The sequence below is a fragment of the Gluconacetobacter asukensis genome (assembly GCF_014174375.1).
Lineage (GTDB): Bacteria > Pseudomonadota > Alphaproteobacteria > Acetobacterales > Acetobacteraceae > Gluconacetobacter > Gluconacetobacter asukensis.
Genome location: NZ_JABEQE010000001.1, coordinates 481,211 through 496,693, shown reverse-complemented (window position 1 = coordinate 496,693; position 15,483 = coordinate 481,211). Strand labels below are relative to the sequence as shown.

General features: G+C 66.2%; 13 protein-coding genes. 7 read left to right on the top strand and 6 right to left on the bottom strand.

From position 1 onward, the window contains the following. Window positions 1-15: 15 nt before the first annotated feature. From HLH35_RS02230 to ygfZ, 4 genes are all read right to left on the bottom strand, one after another. Complete coding sequence (locus tag HLH35_RS02230; protein WP_246384766.1) at window positions 16-324, bottom strand: helix-turn-helix transcriptional regulator; 309 nt, start codon at window positions 322-324, stop codon at window positions 16-18. A 174-nt stretch (window positions 325-498) separates the two neighbouring features. Continuing rightward, a complete protein-coding gene (locus HLH35_RS02225; RefSeq protein ID WP_182977552.1) occupies window positions 499-678 on the bottom strand; it encodes a hypothetical protein in 180 nt (59 codons plus the stop codon). Between the two features lie 36 nt (window positions 679-714). After that, a complete protein-coding gene (gene hisI / locus HLH35_RS02220; protein WP_182977551.1) occupies window positions 715-1,140 on the bottom strand; it encodes a phosphoribosyl-AMP cyclohydrolase in 426 nt (141 codons plus the stop codon). A 55-nt stretch (window positions 1,141-1,195) separates the two neighbouring features. Further along, a complete protein-coding gene (gene ygfZ, locus HLH35_RS02215) occupies window positions 1,196-2,038 on the bottom strand; it encodes a CAF17-like 4Fe-4S cluster assembly/insertion protein YgfZ (RefSeq protein ID WP_182977550.1) in 843 nt (280 codons plus the stop codon). Between the two features lie 297 nt (window positions 2,039-2,335). On the opposite strand from ygfZ, the gene HLH35_RS02210 reads away from it, so the two are divergent. Both HLH35_RS02210 and HLH35_RS02205 read left to right on the top strand, forming a co-directional pair. Then, the gene (locus HLH35_RS02210) at window positions 2,336-3,268 is read left to right on the top strand and encodes a glycosyltransferase family 9 protein (RefSeq protein ID WP_182977549.1); all 933 of its coding nucleotides are present in this window, start codon (window positions 2,336-2,338) and stop codon (window positions 3,266-3,268) included. Next, on the top strand, window positions 3,265-4,359 hold the full coding sequence (locus tag HLH35_RS02205; RefSeq protein ID WP_182977548.1) for a glycosyltransferase: 1,095 nt from the start codon (window positions 3,265-3,267) through the stop codon (window positions 4,357-4,359). Before HLH35_RS02210 ends, HLH35_RS02205 begins: the two co-directional genes overlap by 4 nt. Before the next feature lie 68 nt (window positions 4,360-4,427). On the opposite strand, the gene HLH35_RS02200 is transcribed toward HLH35_RS02205, so the two are convergent. Next, complete coding sequence (locus tag HLH35_RS02200) at window positions 4,428-5,453, bottom strand: MBL fold metallo-hydrolase (RefSeq protein ID WP_182977547.1); 1,026 nt, start codon at window positions 5,451-5,453, stop codon at window positions 4,428-4,430. A gap of 369 nt (window positions 5,454-5,822) precedes the next feature. Here HLH35_RS02200 and HLH35_RS02195 point away from each other — a divergent pair, with 369 nt between their 5' ends. The 4 genes from HLH35_RS02195 to HLH35_RS02180 all read left to right on the top strand — a co-directional run bounded on the left by HLH35_RS02195 (window position 5,823) and on the right by HLH35_RS02180 (window position 13,071). After that, window positions 5,823-7,205 (top strand): FAD-binding oxidoreductase, encoded by a 1,383-nt coding sequence (locus tag HLH35_RS02195; RefSeq protein WP_246384765.1) that lies wholly within the window; start codon window positions 5,823-5,825, stop codon window positions 7,203-7,205. A gap of 499 nt (window positions 7,206-7,704) precedes the next feature. Beyond that, window positions 7,705-10,002: a TonB-dependent receptor gene (locus HLH35_RS02190; RefSeq protein ID WP_182977545.1), complete on the top strand. Its 2,298-nt coding sequence runs from the start codon at window positions 7,705-7,707 to the stop codon at window positions 10,000-10,002. 10 nt (window positions 10,003-10,012) lie between these two features. Further along, window positions 10,013-11,302 carry an MFS transporter gene (locus tag HLH35_RS02185; RefSeq protein WP_182977544.1) on the top strand — a complete coding sequence of 430 codons (1,290 nt, stop codon included), beginning with the start codon at window positions 10,013-10,015 and terminating at the stop codon, window positions 11,300-11,302. Then, window positions 11,299-13,071, top strand: coding sequence for a gamma-glutamyltransferase family protein (locus tag HLH35_RS02180; protein ID WP_182977543.1), 1,773 nt, complete (start codon window positions 11,299-11,301; stop codon window positions 13,069-13,071). The genes HLH35_RS02185 and HLH35_RS02180 overlap by 4 nt, the downstream gene beginning before the upstream one ends. Here HLH35_RS02180 and HLH35_RS02175 read toward each other — a convergent pair. Next, window positions 13,053-13,946 (bottom strand): LysR family transcriptional regulator, encoded by an 894-nt coding sequence (locus tag HLH35_RS02175; protein WP_182977542.1) that lies wholly within the window; start codon window positions 13,944-13,946, stop codon window positions 13,053-13,055. The genes HLH35_RS02180 and HLH35_RS02175 overlap by 19 nt on opposite strands. 205 nt (window positions 13,947-14,151) lie before the next feature. Here HLH35_RS02175 and HLH35_RS02170 point away from each other — a divergent pair, with 205 nt between their 5' ends. Further along, window positions 14,152-15,471 carry a dihydroorotase gene (locus tag HLH35_RS02170; RefSeq protein ID WP_182977541.1) on the top strand — a complete coding sequence of 440 codons (1,320 nt, stop codon included), beginning with the start codon at window positions 14,152-14,154 and terminating at the stop codon, window positions 15,469-15,471. Window positions 15,472-15,483: the final 12 nt, after the last annotated feature.

The window sequence follows — 15,483 nt, the reverse complement described above, 5'->3', positions numbered from 1 at the left end:
AAGACGGCTCTTCCGTCATCGCCTCTGCCTGGCATGCAGCATGGTGGCGATGTTTTCGAACGGTTCGAGAGAGAAGATGATTTCGATCGGGACGTCGAAGACCCGGGCGATCTTCATCGCCAGTTCCAGGCTGGGCGTGTAGTCGCCCCGTTCCAGGAAGCCGATCGTCTGGGGATTGACCTCCACCCGTTCCGCGAGGGCCTTGCGCGTCCATCCCCGTTCGGCCCTGAACATGCCGATCCGGTTGAACATGCCCATGCATGGGGTTGGATGCGGGCGATGACGGCGCGCGGCTGGGGCGGGCGACGAAATCGGTCGGTCCATGATCTGCTGTCCCTGTTCTGCTTTTCTGCGCAGACAAGTCTAGACCATGCGGGTCTGGTGTTATCTTGTTGTATAGTAATGGTTTTTATGGGGCGTCGGTTTTGCCTGTCCGGTTGCGGACGGACTGTCCGGAACCGGACGGGCCGGGCGGCGCGTCAAGATGAGGTGCGCGCGTTACTGTTTTGCCGAATCGGCCGGTGCGGGGGGCGGGGTGGTGGGGGTGCCGCCTTCGACCGTGCTGTGCAGGGCCGTGAAGGCCGAGTGGATCGTGTAGACGCCGAGCCCGATTGTCATGGCGAGCAGGATGGCGAGAAAGGCGAGCTTGCCGGCGGGCGAGGGGTCGGGCTTGGTCATCGGGTAAACCTGCGTGAGAGGGGCGGGCGGAGGCGGTCAGCCGCGCCCGTACAGCGTGTCGGCCGCGATCAGCGGCGTGCTGGTTTCGACCAGCCCTTCGGGGCGCATGGCGTTGAAGAAGCAGCTTCGCCGGCCGGTGTGGCAGGCCACCCCGGTCTGGTCGACCAGCAGCAGCACCGCGTCGCGGTCGCAATCCAGGCGGGCATCGACCAGATGCTGCACCTGGCCCGAGGTCTCGCCCTTGCGCCACAGGCCGCCACGGCTGCGCGAATAGTAGCAGACGCGGCCGGTGCGGAGCGTCTCGTCCAGCGCCTCGCGGTTCATCCACGCCAGCATCAGGATTTCGCCGGTGTCGTGCTGCTGGGCGATGGCGGCGATCAGGCCCGCGCCGTCGAAGCGCACACTGTCGAGCATGGAGGCGCGGGCGGCCTCGTCGGGGGCGGTGTAGGTGGTGTCGGTCATGGCGGCACAACACTCCATGGCGCGGCACCTGTCCAGCAGGTGCCGCGCGATAGGCTCAGTCCTTCGGCGCGTCGGCTTCCGGCAGGGCCAGCCAGTCGGGGATGTGGACCTGCACCGAATGGCCGGCTTCGGTCGTCAGTTCGCCGCTGCGATGGGCCAGGCGCACCATCGCCAGCCCGTGGCCGTCGCGGGAGGAGGCCATGTGCCCGGCTTCCCTTCCCGCCTGGAGCAGGGGCGTGCCAGGGGGCGGCAGGGCCGCGCCGGAGACCGGCAGCAGCTTGCGCTTGACCAGGCCGCGATAGCGGGTGCGGGCGGTGAGTTCCTGGCCCATATAGCAGCCCTTGGTCCAGGAAATGCCGTTCAGGACCTCGAAATTGGCTTCCAGAAGCAGGGTCTTGCCGTCCTCGCAGTCGCGCGAGCCGTCGGGCAGGCCCAGGGACAGGCGGTGGGCGTCGTAGGCGGCGTGGTCGGCCGCGTCTTCCGCCGGACGCGGCAGCAGCAGCCGCCAGCCGGCCTCGGCCAGGCGCGGGTCGGGCGCGCCGATGGCGGAATCGATCATCGGCGGCACCGCGCCCCAGGCGGCGTGGACGGCAAAGCCGGTCTGGTCGATCGAGACGTCGGAGCGCAGGCGGTAGCGCAGCAGGCGCTGGCGCAGCATGTCGGCCTGTGCGGCCTCGCAATCCAGCAGCAGGCGCGCGCCGTCCGGGTCGGCGAAGAGGAAGAAATCGGCCACCCAGCGCCCCTGCGCCGTCAGCAGCGCGGCCCAGACCGCGTGGCCGGGGGCGACTTCGGTGACGTCGTTGGAGACCAGCCCCTGGAGGAAACTGTGCCGGTCGAGGCCGGAGAGGGCCAGCACGGACCGGTCCGGAAGATGGGCGAGGTGTGTCGGGTCAACCATGGTGCCGATCCTACAAGCTGAGAGGCTGCTTCAAAAGCCCCGCTGGCGGCGGCCTGACGGCGGTTTTCTGCGCTTCGGTGCTCACGGCCATCAAGGCCGCTCCGCTCCGATGCTCGAAAATCACCGCCAGATGCGCGGCTGGTGCCGCGCTTCCGCTCTCCATCGAGGCTTTTGAAGCAGCCTCCGAGACCTTCGAAGGATATATCGCGTTCGATCGGGCTGATGTGGGGTCTGTCATGCGGTTGCGGGAGAGGCGGCGATTTCGCCGGGGCGGGCGATGGGGTAGGCTCGGCCCGCATGCGTATCCTGTTCATTACCTCCACCCGCCTGGGCGATGCGGTGCTGTCCACCGGATTGCTGGATGTCCTGCTCGCCCGCTATCCGCAGGCGCGCTTTACCATTGCCTGCGGGCCCGTGGCGGCGGGGCTGTTCGAAGCGATGCCCCGGCGCGAGCGCACCATCGTGGTGACGAAGCGGAAATACGATCTGCACTGGCTGGCATTGTGGCGCGCGTGCGTCGGGATTCGGTGGGATCTGTGCGTGGACCTGCGGGGCTCGGCGGTCACGCTGTTTCTGGCCGCGCGGCGGCGGGCGATCATGCGGGGCGGGCGGCGGCCGGGGGCGCGGATCGCGCATCTGGGCCAGGTGCTGGGCCTGTCGCCGCCGCCTTTGCCGGTGATGTGGACGGCGCCGGCCGATCGGGCGCGGGCGGCGGCGATGCTGCCGGACGGGCCGTTCTGGCTGGCGCTGGCGCCGACGGCGAACTGGGCGGGCAAGGTGTGGCCGGCCGAGCGTTTCATCGCGCTGGCCCGCGCCTTGAAGGCACAAAGGCCGGGCATGCGCCCCGTCATTCTGTATGGCCCCGGCGAGGGGGAACGCCTGATGGCCGCGCCGGTGCTGGAAGCGCTGCCCGATGCCGTCGATGCGGGCGGCGGCTTAGCCCTGCCGCAGGTGGCGGCGCTGCTGGCGCGGTGCGGGGGATTTGTCGGCAATGATTCGGGGCTGATGCATCTGTCGGCGGCGGTCGGCACGCCGACTCTGGGGCTGTTCGGGCCCAGCCGGATGTCGGAATATGGGCCGGTGGGGCGCTGTGCGCTTGGCATCGCGGCGCCGGGGCCGGAAGGCAGTGCCCCGATCGCGGGGCTGGAGGTGGCGCCGGTGGTGGAGGCGGCGGTCGCTCTGCTGGAGCGGGGGGCTGCCGTGCGCGGCGGGCGGGGGGTGCCCGCGTGAAGACCGTGCTGGTCTATCGCGACCGGCTGCTGCCGGCTTCGGAGCAGGCCTTCATGCGGCGGCAATATATCGGGTTCCAGACCTTGCGCCCCTGCTGGGTGGGGTGTCGGCGGGATGCGTCGGCGCCCGATCTGCCGGGCGATCTGCGGTTTCTAGGCGGCAGCGGGCCGTTGCGGCCGTTGCGTCAGGCGGCGTTCAGGCAGGTCGGCTGGGGGGCGGCGCGGGATGTCGCGGATCTGTCGCCGGTGCTGGTGCATGCGCAGTTCGGGCGGGGCGGGGCGCTGGCGTTGCCGATGGCGCGCGCGCTGGGGGTGCCGCTGGTGGTGACGTTTCATGGCGGCGATGCCTTCAAGGACCGGCATTATCGCTGGGGGGTGCCGCCTGCCATCTTTCGCCGGCGGTGGCGGGCGTTGCAGGATTATGCGTCGCTGTTCGTCTGTGTCTCGGAAGGGGTGCGGGACAAGCTGCTGGAGCGGGGGGTGGCGCCCGGCCTGCTGGAGGTGATCCCGATCGGGGTGGAGCCGGCGGCCCCTGCCGCCGGGCCGGCGGAGCAGTTCGTGTTCGCCGGGCGGTTTGTGGAGAAGAAGGGGGTGGCGACCCTGATCGATGCGCTGCGGGTGCTGGCGGGGCGGGGACTGGCGCCGCCGGTGGTGCTGGCGGGGGAGGGGCCGCTGCTGCCCGCCATGCGGAATTATGCGGCGGGGCTGGACAATCTGCGCTTCACCGGGTGGCTGGCGGCGGCGGAACTGGCGGCGCGGGTGGACCGGGCGATCGCGCTGCTGGTGCCCAGCGTGGTGTCGGCGGGCGGCGACCGGGAAGGCTTGCCCAGCGTGGCGGTGGAGGCGCTGGCGCGCGGGGTGCCGGTGATCGGCTCCGACCAGTCGGGACTGGACGGGGTGCTGGGGCGCTCGGGGGCGGGGATGGTGGTGCCAGCCGCCGACCCGGTGGCGCTGGCGGATGCCATGCAGGCGATGCTGGCCCCCGGTGCGCGGAACGGGATGGCGGATGCCGCGCTGAAGGTCGTGCGGGAGTCGCTCAGCGCGCCCGCACAGTCTGCCCGGCTGGAGGCGCGGTTGCTGTCGCTGTTGTAGGGGCCGCTGAACATCAGCCGCGTTTGGGGCTGTGAAGATCCGGCGCGTGTTTCCAGGCGGGCGGGTTCTCAGTCCAGGTTCAGGCGCAGTCCTTGTTCGGCGATGACGAAGCGGACGTCCTGCAGTCCGTCGCGCGCTGCGTCCCGGAGCAGGTCCCGCCGGATGGCCTCCTGCGGCGCGGGACCCTCGGCCAGGCTGGCTTTGACGTGGCTGATCAGCACTGTCAGCCCGCGCAGGGGGCTTGGACCGCCAGCCCGGCGCGCCAGGTCCCGCAGCGTGCCCGCCACCCAGGCCGGGGTCATGTGACCGAACAGCAGCCGGTCCGGTCGGGTGTCGTCGTACGAGGCTTCGATGACGATGGCCTTCAATCGGTGCGCGCTGACCAGCGGCCCGACCGCACGCCACAGATCGTCCAGGCGGTGCCCACCCTCGACGGCATCGGGCCCGGTATCCCCCAGATACAGGACCGAGGCCCCGTTCGCCGCAATCAGGAAGGCGGTCGACTCGATGCCGCCATGGCTCAGCGGCCAGGCTGTGACGGTCATCGCGGTGTCGGGCAGCGGTGCCGTCCGGCCCGGTACCAGGGCGCGATAGTGGTATTTTCCCAGCGTGGGGGCCTGCCCCGCGTCGCCGAAATTCGGCCAGATCCGCCAGTTGAACAGATGCTCCGACACATCATGTAGAGTGGCCGGCAGTGCGTAGATCGGCTTGGCGCTGTCATCGGGTGAGGCGACGACCAGGCCCGCGACGTGGTCAAGATGCGCGTGGCTGATCAGATAGGCGCGAATGGTGTGCGTCAGCACATAGCCCGGGCGGGTCAGGCCGGTGCCGGGGGGGAGCGAAATGTCATCCAGCGCCCCGGCCCGATCGGCCGCCACGAGCCCGGCTGTCGCGGTCCCGGCGTCGCACAGGACCGCGCGGTCGTCGCCTGCGGGTCGGACCATGTAGGCACTGAGGTTGCCGTCCAGCACGCCCCCACGCGCACCCAGCACCGTAATGACGAATCCGGAGCGTGCCGTGGCTGCCGGCACAGGGGAGGGGTACGAAAGAAGCAGGACAGAGAGCAGAAGGAAGAAGAATATCCCTGACGTCATCGGTGAGGCTTTCAACGGGTAACGCATGCGGCCCATTCGTGATGTGCTTTCAGCCAGAGAGCCCGGGCGCGACGTATCATCGGGGAGAATATGCCGACGCGATGAAGAATGACCGTTCAAGGTGCCCGGTGTGGCGGCGGGCACGTGTCGCCCCTTCAGCAGTGAAGACAATTATACGCGATAGACCGTCCGAATCTGAAACCAGGAGATCGTCTGCCGGGCTGAAGGCAGGCGTACGGTTTGTTGAATTGTCCATCCGGGGCCGATTGCGTGACGGGTAATGACAGATAAGCGTTGAATATGCCGTTATATTCGGGCGATCGACCAGGGCCCTGACCCGATGGACGGATGCGAAGGGAAGCGGAACGCATGGATATCGACCTGATTGCGGCCCTGCGCGCGCGGCTGGGGGAGGAGCAGGTTTCGACCACCGATGCCGTGCGCGAGCAGCACAGCCATGGCGAAGGCCATCACGCGCCCAGCATGCCCGGTGCGGTGGTGTTCGCGCGGAGCACGGATGACGTGGCGCAGACCCTGGCGCTGTGCAATGCGCATCGCGTGCCGCTGGCCGCCTTCGGTGCCGGGACGTCGCTGGAAGGGCATGTCAATCCGCCGGAGGGTGGGATCAGCCTCGATCTGTCGCGGATGACGGATGTGCTGTCGGTCAATCCGAAGGACATGGATTGCCGGGTGCAGGCCGGCATTACCCGGCAGCTTCTGAACCACACGCTGCGCGATACCGGGCTGTTCTTCCCCGTCGATCCGGGTGGCGAGGCCACCATCGGCGGCATGTGCGCCACGCGGGCCTCGGGCACGGCGGCGGTGCGCTACGGCACGATCCGCGAGAATGTGCTGGGGCTGACGGCGGTGCTGGCCGACGGGCGGGTGATGCGCACCGGCGGGCGGGTGCGCAAATCCGCGACCGGGTATGATCTGACGCATCTGCTGATCGGGTCGGAAGGCACGCTGGGGGTGATTACGGAAGTCCAGTTGCGGCTGCACCCTATTCCCGAAAGCATTGCGGCGGCTGTCGTGCAGTTCGAGACCCTGTCGGAGGCGGTGGCGACGGCCATCGACATCCTGCAGTTCGGCGTGCCGATCGGGCGACTGGAACTGCTCGACGACGTGCAGATGGATGCCAGCATCCGCTATTCCCTGCTGAGCGGGCTGCGGGCGCTGCCCACGCTGTTCCTGGAATTCGTGGGCGGGCCGGAATCGGTGCGCGAACAGATCGGGGTGGTGGAGGGCATCGTGGAGGATCGCGGCGGGCTGGGCTTCGACTGGCAGACCGATCCGAACCAGCGTGCGGCGCTCTGGCGTGCGCGGCATCATGCCTATTGGGCGTGTCTGGCCTACCGGCCGGGTTACAGCGCCATGACGACCGATGCGATCGTGCCGATCTCGGCCCTGGGGGAGCTGATCGTGGGGGTGAAGGCGGATATTGCGGAGTCCGGCCTGACGGCGCCCATCGTCGGGCATGTGGGGGACGGCAATTTCCATACGATCATCCTCGTGCCGCCCACGCCGGACGGGCTGGAGCGGGCCTGGGCGCTGGACCGGAAGATCGTCCGGCGCGCGCTGGCGCTGGGCGGGTCGTGCAGCGGCGAGCATGGGGTCGGGCTGGGCAAGCGCGAATTCCTGACCGACGAGCATGATCCGGTGGCGCTGGATGTGATGCGTGTGCTCAAGCGCACGCTGGACCCGAACGGGATTCTCAATCCGGGGAAGATGCTCCCGGGGGAGAGCCGATAGGCGCGGCGACCCCGGCCGGGGCTTCCGTCCTCGCTTGTCTTGACCTTTCACCGTTCGTCATGTGCGCCTGCCGATGCTTCGGGGCGCCAACATGATCGCGAAATGGCGGGCGTGAGCACGCCGCGCGCGAGATCGCGCCGCAGGCAGGTTGCGCCGCCTTCGACAGGGCCGATGCCGGAATACTGACCCGGAACTGGCGCCCGGCATTCCCATACCGTCTGTCCACACCGATCCGCGCTTGCGCTTCGCATCGCGCCTGGATGGCGTTCACGCGTCGCCGGGCAGCAGGGATCGTCTTCCTGGGTGGGTATAAAAGCAATAAAAATCAATTATTTGATGATTCCTATCGATTTCCCAGGCCAAAAAAATTCATTGCACGACCGGATTTTATCGACTATCGAAATATCCATGTCATATCGATATTGAATAATCGAATAGGATGGGATGCATGGCCGGTCATAGAACTGCTCGCACAGCGCAAACGCGCAGGCTGCACCTGATGCTGTCTGCCCTTGGCATCACGCTGACCGTTGGAGCACCCTTGTCCGGAGCCCGCGCGGAGGGCACTGCGCCTCATCCCAGGAACAGCAGCCACGGCCATGCTCCGCGTGCCAGGCAGGGTGCGGCCCGTGCCCCGGCCGGTCAGGCCGGTAGCGACGAGGCGGAAGCCATCACCGTGAACTCGGCGCGCCGCGCCTTCAGTTTTTCGAAGGCCCAGCACGAAGCGAATTCCGTCACCCATATTTCCGCCGACACGCTGCTCAACAGGGGCGTGTTCGACGTCAAGGGCCTCCAGCGCGTTGCGCCGAACGTCACCATCCAGAGCATGAACGGAACCGGCACCACCAACTTCTTCATCCGTGGCATCGGCTTCAACGATTTCACGCAGAACAACATGTCTTCGGTGATGACCTACGTCGATGACGTCGCCTTTCCGCTCAGTACCATGATGGGCGGCCAGATGTTCGACCTCTCCAACGTCGATGTCACACCCGGTCCGGTCGGATTTACCCACGGCATGGCGGATACGGGCGGCGAGGTTTCGATCCATACCAACGACCCCACGCCCGACTGGCATGGCGGCGTCACGGAAGATATCGCCAGTTATGCCCGATCGAGGACGGATCTGTTCATTTCCGGACCCATTGCCCGCAATCTGTCGTTCCGTATTGCCGGCCAGACCGTTCATGGTGGCGGGTGGCAATATGACCCGCAGAACGGCAGCCATCTGGGGAACGCCAATGACGGCGCGCTGCGCGCCAAGCTGAAATGGACGCCGGACGAGCACACCACCATCAAGCTGACCGGCCACTGGATGCAGGATGACGATCAGGTGGTGACCGGGCGCCCCGCGCTCGGCCTCGTCGCGTCCCAGCCCATTCCGCAGCTCGGATATCAGCAGGCCGAGTGGAGTCTCCGCCCCCAGTTCGCGCAGATGATCGGGCGTTCTGCCAGCCTGATGCCCAGCGAACACAATACGCTCTGGGGCGCCGACCTCAACATGAGCCATGATTTCGGGAAGGTGACGCTCTCGACCATCAGCGCCTATGAGACGGAACGTGTCGCAGAATACACGGATCAGGATGCGACGGCGCTTTCGACCGGCGATACCTATCGCAATATCGTCGCCAATGTCTTCTCGCAGGAAGTGCGGCTTCGCAATTCAAGCCCCGGCGACCGCCTGCAATGGGATGTCGGCGCGTTCTATAACCGTACGCGCATGCTGCAGAACTATTATTTCGATTTTACGGACTATCTGCCGCAGCGCGGTTACCTCAGCGAGACGGCCTTCCAGTCCACCCAGCAAAGCATTTCCGAATACGGCCATGTCAGTTACAGGCTGCCGTATCATATTACGCTGTTCGGGGGGCTCAATCATACATTGGACCAGCGCGCCCTGCTTGGCCTCAGCACCCGGCATTTCGGCATCAACGACAAGCAGTTCAACAACGAATCGACCCTCTCGGCGCAGGTTTCGGGCGTTCTGGGGGTGCAGTGGCAGGCGACGAAGGGAACATTGCTCTACTTCAAGACCAGCAAGGGGTTCAAACCGGGCGGTTTCACGGCCAACAATACCGTATCGCAGGCACAGCTCGCCCCGTTCGAGCCTGAAACCGTCCTGGCGTTCGAAGCGGGTTTCAAGAGCGACCTCATTCCCAACCGTCTGCGCCTGAATGCTGCTGCGTTCTATGATGATTATCATGGGCAGCAGGTCGTCGGCACCTTCCTGGTGCCGAGTTACGGACCGCTGTCGCAGATCGTCAATGCGCCGAAATCGGATATCTGGGGCTTCGAGACCTCCATCGAGGCGCACCCCCTTCCGCATGTCTTCCTGACGCAGAATCTCGGCTGGGAGCGCGGCACCTACCAGGTCTTCAACAATATCGACCGTGGGCAGACCAATGCCTATTTCGCGAAGACCGGGATCTGGCAGGGTTTCTACGACAGCTTTGCCGGTGTCGATTCCGGTATTCCCAAACTGACCCTGAACGGCGAGGCCGATTATCGCAGCGACGTCTTCACGCGCTACAATATGGAAGGGGGCGTGGACTGGATGTATCGCGACAGCCAGGCCATCACCCCTGGCGGCGTCGGCGTCTATCGCCTGCCGACCTATTTCCTGCTCGGAGCCCATGTCACGTTCCGGCCGAAAAACGGTCCGTGGTCGGTCACGGCCTATGCAAGCAACATTCTCAACCGGCAATATGCGGACACCGCCGGGAATGCCTCCACCACCTATTTCTACATTCCCGGACCACCCCGTTTCATCGGCGGCCGCATGTCGCTGACATATTGAGGCCGGCTGCATGAACCCGACATCCGCATCGTCCCGCAGGAATATCGTTGGCGCCGCCGTCGGAAACGCCTTTGAACTGTTCGACTTCACGGCCTATGCCACGTTCGCGACCGTCATTTCGCATATTTTCTTCCCCGCAGGGCACAGCGATACGGCGCTGCTGCTCACGCTGGCTACCTTCGGCATCGGTTTCCTGGTCCGTCCTCTCGGTGCCTTTCTCATCGGTGCCTATGCGGACCGGTATGGCCGCCGTGCCGCCATGACCCTGACTGTCTGGGTCATGGCCGCCGGCAGTGCGATCATCGCCTTTCTGCCCGGATACGCATCGATCGGCGTCCTCGCCCCGCTCGCCCTTGTTGTCGCCCGGTTGTTGCAGGGGTTTGCCGCGGGTGGGGAACTGGGTGCCGCCACGTCGATCCTGGTGGAAAGCGCCCGCGCAGAGCGGATGGGCCTTGCCGGAAGCTGGCAGACCACCGGGCAGCATCTCGGCGCGCTGATCTCCGGCCTTCTGGGGCTGATCCTCTTCCTTGGTTTCGACGAGCATACGATCCGCGACTGGGCGTGGAGACTCCCCTTCGTCTTCGGGATGCTGATCGCCCCGGTCGGGATCTATCTTCGGAAAACGCTGGAAGAAACCGTGCCATCGGAAGAGGAGCGCCTGTCGTTTGCCGATTTCCTGCGGCAGTTCCACAGCCATGCGTTCAGGCGCCTGCCCATCGGAATCGTCTATGAGGCCGGAAGCACGATCCAGCAATATTTCTTCCAGTTCGTCGTCACCTATGCCGTCCATACGCTGCACATGCCGATCCGCAAGGCGCTGCTCATCAATATCAGCAATGGGCTTGTCGGGTTCGCGGGTTCGGTCGCCGGCGGGCTGCTTGCCGACAGATACGGTGCGCGCCGGGTGATCGTCATCTCCCGACTGGTCAATGCCGCACTCTATTTTCCCGTTTTCTGGCTCATGCTCCAGGCGCCCTCCCTGGAGAGTCTGACCCTTGCCTGCGCCGTCCTCATGATCGGAAACGCCATCTCGGGTGGTGCCGGAATGGCGTTCCTTGCCTCGCTGTTCCCCAGGGACCAGCGGGCCTTCGGCATCGGCCTGTCCTATTCCATCGGCGTCACCCTGTTCGGTTCCACCGCGCAACTGGTCTTTGCGTGGATCATCGGCGTGACGGGCGGCAGATTGTCCTGGATCGGATACGTTATCGCTATCTGCGTCCTTTCCGCCGTGATCCTCATGACCGCGCAGCGCGTCACGAATGTGCACATTGCAAGCAAGAAGAAAGCAAGAGCAGTATGACTCCCTTCCTGACACGCCCGGAACTCTGCGGCTCCTTTGGTGCCGTCGCCTCGACGCACTGGCTGGCCAGCGGCGTCGGACAAGCCGTACTGGAACGGGGCGGGAATGCGTTCGACGCTGCCGTCGCCGCCGGGTTCACCCTCTGGGTTGCGGAGCCGCATTTGAACGGGCCGGCCGGAGATGCCCCCATCATCGTCAGTCATGCCAGGACTGGAAAGCAGCATGTGATCTGCGGGCAGGGCGTTTCGCCCGCCGGCGCGAGCATCGACGCCTATCATGCCCTGGATCTGGATGAGATTCCCGGAACCGGGCATCTGGCCGCCGTCGTGCCCGGTGCCTTCGATGCCTGGTGCCTGATGCTGCGCGACTTCGGGACATGGGATTTCGCCGATGTCATCGAATATGCGATCTTCTATGCCGTGCAGGGTGTGCCCGTCATGCCCCAGATGGTTGCGACCATCGCCAGCGTGGAGAGCCTCTTCCGCGACCATTGGCCCGAGAACGCGAAGACCTTCATGCCCGACGGTGTGGTTCCGGCCGCGGGCACGCTCCTGCGGCGGCCGGTTCTGGCGGAGACCCTGAAACGCCTGAAGGACGCCGCCGCCGGCGCGACACGCGAGGACCGCATCGATGCCGTGCGGCATGCGTGGTATGACGGCTTCGTCGCGGAAGCCATCGACCGCTTCTGCCGGGTTCCGATGATGGACAGTAGCGGAACGCCCCATGCCGGGTTGCTGAGATCGGCCGACCTTGCCGCATGGCGGGCGACCCTGGAAGATCCCGTCTCGTTGCAGGATGGCCGGTATACCGTCCTGAAATGCGGCCCGTGGAGCCAGGGGCCGGTGTTTCTCCAGCAGCTTGCCCTGATGCGGGGATTCGATGTTGCCGGCATGGACCCGTGTGGCGCCGATTTTCTCCACACCGTCACCGAATGCGCCAAGCTGGCCTATGCCGACCGTGAAGCCTTCTACGGCGATACGCCGGACGTTCCGCTCGCGACGCTTCTGTCTGCGTCCTATAACGATGCCAGGCGGAGCCTGGTTGGAGAGCGGGCCTCGCTGGAGCTACGTCCCGGCCGGCCGGACGGCAGGGTGCCGGAGCCCGGATTCCTGCCTCCTGCCCAGGGGGACGGTCGCGTTGCGAGCGGCGTGGGCGAACCGACCGTCTCGAACATGGGCGTCACGAAAGGCGATACCTGCCACGTCGATGTCGTCGATGCCGAGGGCAACATGGTCAGTGCCACGCCGTCGGGCGGGTGGCTGCAGTCGGCGCCCGTCATACCGGAGCTTGGTTTCGGCCTGGGCTCGCGCGCCCAGATGTTCTCGCTGCGGGCGGGGCATCCGAATATGCTGGCGCCGCGTAAACGCCCCAGGACCACCCTGACGCCCAGCTTCGCGCTCAAGGACGGAAAGCCCTGGATGGCCTTTGGCACCCCCGGCGGCGACCAGCAGGACCAATGGTCGTTCACCTTCTACATGCGCATGACCCGCTTCGGTATGAACATCCAGCAGGCCATCGAGGCCCCGAGCTTTCATAGCGAACACTGGCCAGGCAGTTTCTGGCCCCATGACGCACATCCCGCACGTCTCGTCGTCGAGGGCCGTTTCGGCGCGGATGTCGTGGAGGATCTCCGTAACCGTGGCCATGATGTCGTGGTCGGCGGCGACTGGAGCGAAGGGCGGCTCTCTGCCATCCGCCGCGAGGCGGACGGCAGGCTTTACGCGGGTGCCAATCCGCGCGGCATGCAGGGCTATGCCGTCGCCCGCTGAGGAGCGGCAAGCGTCGCCGGGATCTCGCCCCCGTGCGGCGCAACCCGCGAAACATTTTCCACCAGCGTGCGCATCAGGGCCTTGACCGCCCGCGTCGAGCGCCCGGGCACCAGAAGGAACTCCATGTCCGGAAGCGGTGGCAGCTCTGCCGCTTCCACCGGAACGATGCTGTCGTCGATCAGCAGCGCGGACTGCATGAAGACCCCGTAGCCGGCCCTGACGCCGGCTATCAGCGCACTGAGATGGTCACTGACGAAGGAGAGCTGCCAGGCCAGGCCCGCCTGGTTCAGCGCCTCGATCGTCCGGCGGCGGTTCAGGCTTTCCTTCTCGTACGCCACCAGCGGCACGGGCTTTCCCGCCTGCAGGCTGAACCCTCTGGCGCCCAGCCACCGCAGCCGTTCGCGCCACAGCACGCATTCTCCCTCGAATGCCTCGCTCGACGGCAGGAAGCGCTTTGTGCAGGCCACGTCCAGCTCCCCGGACTGCAGGCGGCTGTTCAGTTCCGAACTCAGCCCGACGACCATGGAGACATGGACGCTTGGATACATGGTGCGGAATTCCCGCAGGACTTCGGGCAGGTGGGACAGGACCAGGTCGTCCGATACCCCGAAGCGGATATGGCCCGAGAGGAAGTCCGGCTCGAACTCGTCAAATGCGGCCTCGCATGCGGCGAGGATCTGCTTGGCATGGGGAACGAGTATCTGCCCGTCCTCGGTCAACCTCGTGTCCTTGGTGCTCCGCTCCAGAAGGGAGCGGCCGAGGATCTTTTCCAGCCTGTTGATGTGCTGGCTGATCGTGGACTGGCTGACCCCACGCATATGGGCCGCCGTCGTGAAGTGGAGCGTGTCCGCTACAGCCAGGAAAGACCGAAGCAACTGAGGATCCAGGTCGTGGTCGCGGGACATACGCAGTCGTCTTTCAGCCTATTCGGTGTATTCGTGTTCGCAGGACGGTTTCCGTAGCACACTCGTTCCCGGACTTCATATCGGCAGGCGATCCGGGCCGGGGACCATCGTGCGGTCTTGCCGCGTGTGGGCCGAAAGGAGTACGTCGCGGGGAACGACAGGCTGCGAGGGACCGATGCATTACGACCTGATCATCCGGAACGGGATTTGCGTTCTGCCGTGGGGCGAGGCGCGGGCCGATATCGGCGTGCGGGCGGGGCGGATTGCCAGCCTGTCGGTGGGCGTGGCGGACGAGGCGGACGAGGTGATCGATGCCGCCGGCCTGCATGTGCTGCCGGGGCTGATCGACCCGCATGTGCATCTGCGCGATCCGGGCGATGCCACCGTGGAGAGTATTCCGACCGGCACGCGGGCGGCGGCGCTGGGGGGCGTGACCACCGTGTTCGACATGCCCAACACCGCGCCCTCGATTACCGATGGGGACATGCTGCGCTGGAAGCAGGAATATGCCTCACGCGAGAGCTGGGTCGATTTTGCGATGTATGTCGGCGCCACGCGGGGCAATACGCCGCGGCTGGGCGAATATGAGCAGTTTGACGGTGTGTGTGCGATCAAGGTCTTTGCCGGGTCTTCGACCGGCGACCTGATGATCGAGGATGATGAGGGCATCCGCCAGGTGCTGGAGCATGGGCACCGGCGCGTGGCCTTCCATTCCGAGGATGAATATCGGCTACAGGAGCGCAAGAAGCTGCTGACCGAGGAGATGTCGTACGACAGGCATCCGTTCTGGCGCGATGAGGAATGCGCCTTCCTGGGCACGCGGCGGATCGTGGGGCTGGCGCGGCGGGCGCGGCGGCCGGTGCATATCCTGCATACGTCCACCGCCGAGGAGCTGGACTGGCTGGCGGCGCATCGGGATGTCGCCACCGTCGAGGTGCTGGTGAACCATCTGACCCAGGTGGCGCCGGACTGTTACGAGACGCTGGGGGCGCTGGCGGTGATGAATCCGCCGATCCGCGACCGGCGGCATTACGAGGCCTCGTGGGAGGCGGTGCGCAACGGCATGGTGGACACGATCGGCTCGGACCACGCGCCGCATTCGCTGGCGGCCAAGGCCAAGCCCTGGCCTGCCACCCCCGCCGGGCTGACGGGCGTGCAGACGCTGGTGCCGGTGATGCTGGACCATGTGAATGCCGGGCGCCTGTCGCTGGGCCGGATGGTGGACCTGATGGCCGCCGGGCCCGCGCGGGTCTATGGCCTGCAGGCCAAGGGGCGGATCGCCATGGGCTATGACGCCGATTTCACGCTGGTCGACATGGCGGCGCAGCGGCGGATCACCAATGACTGGATCGCCACCCCGGCCGGCTGGACGCCGTTCGACGGCATGGCGGTGACGGGCTGGCCGATGGCGACCATCGTGCGCGGGCGGGCGGTGATGCGCGAGGATACGATCCTGGGCGAACCGGCCGGCCGGCTGGCCTGCTTTGCGCCCTGATTTCGACATTTT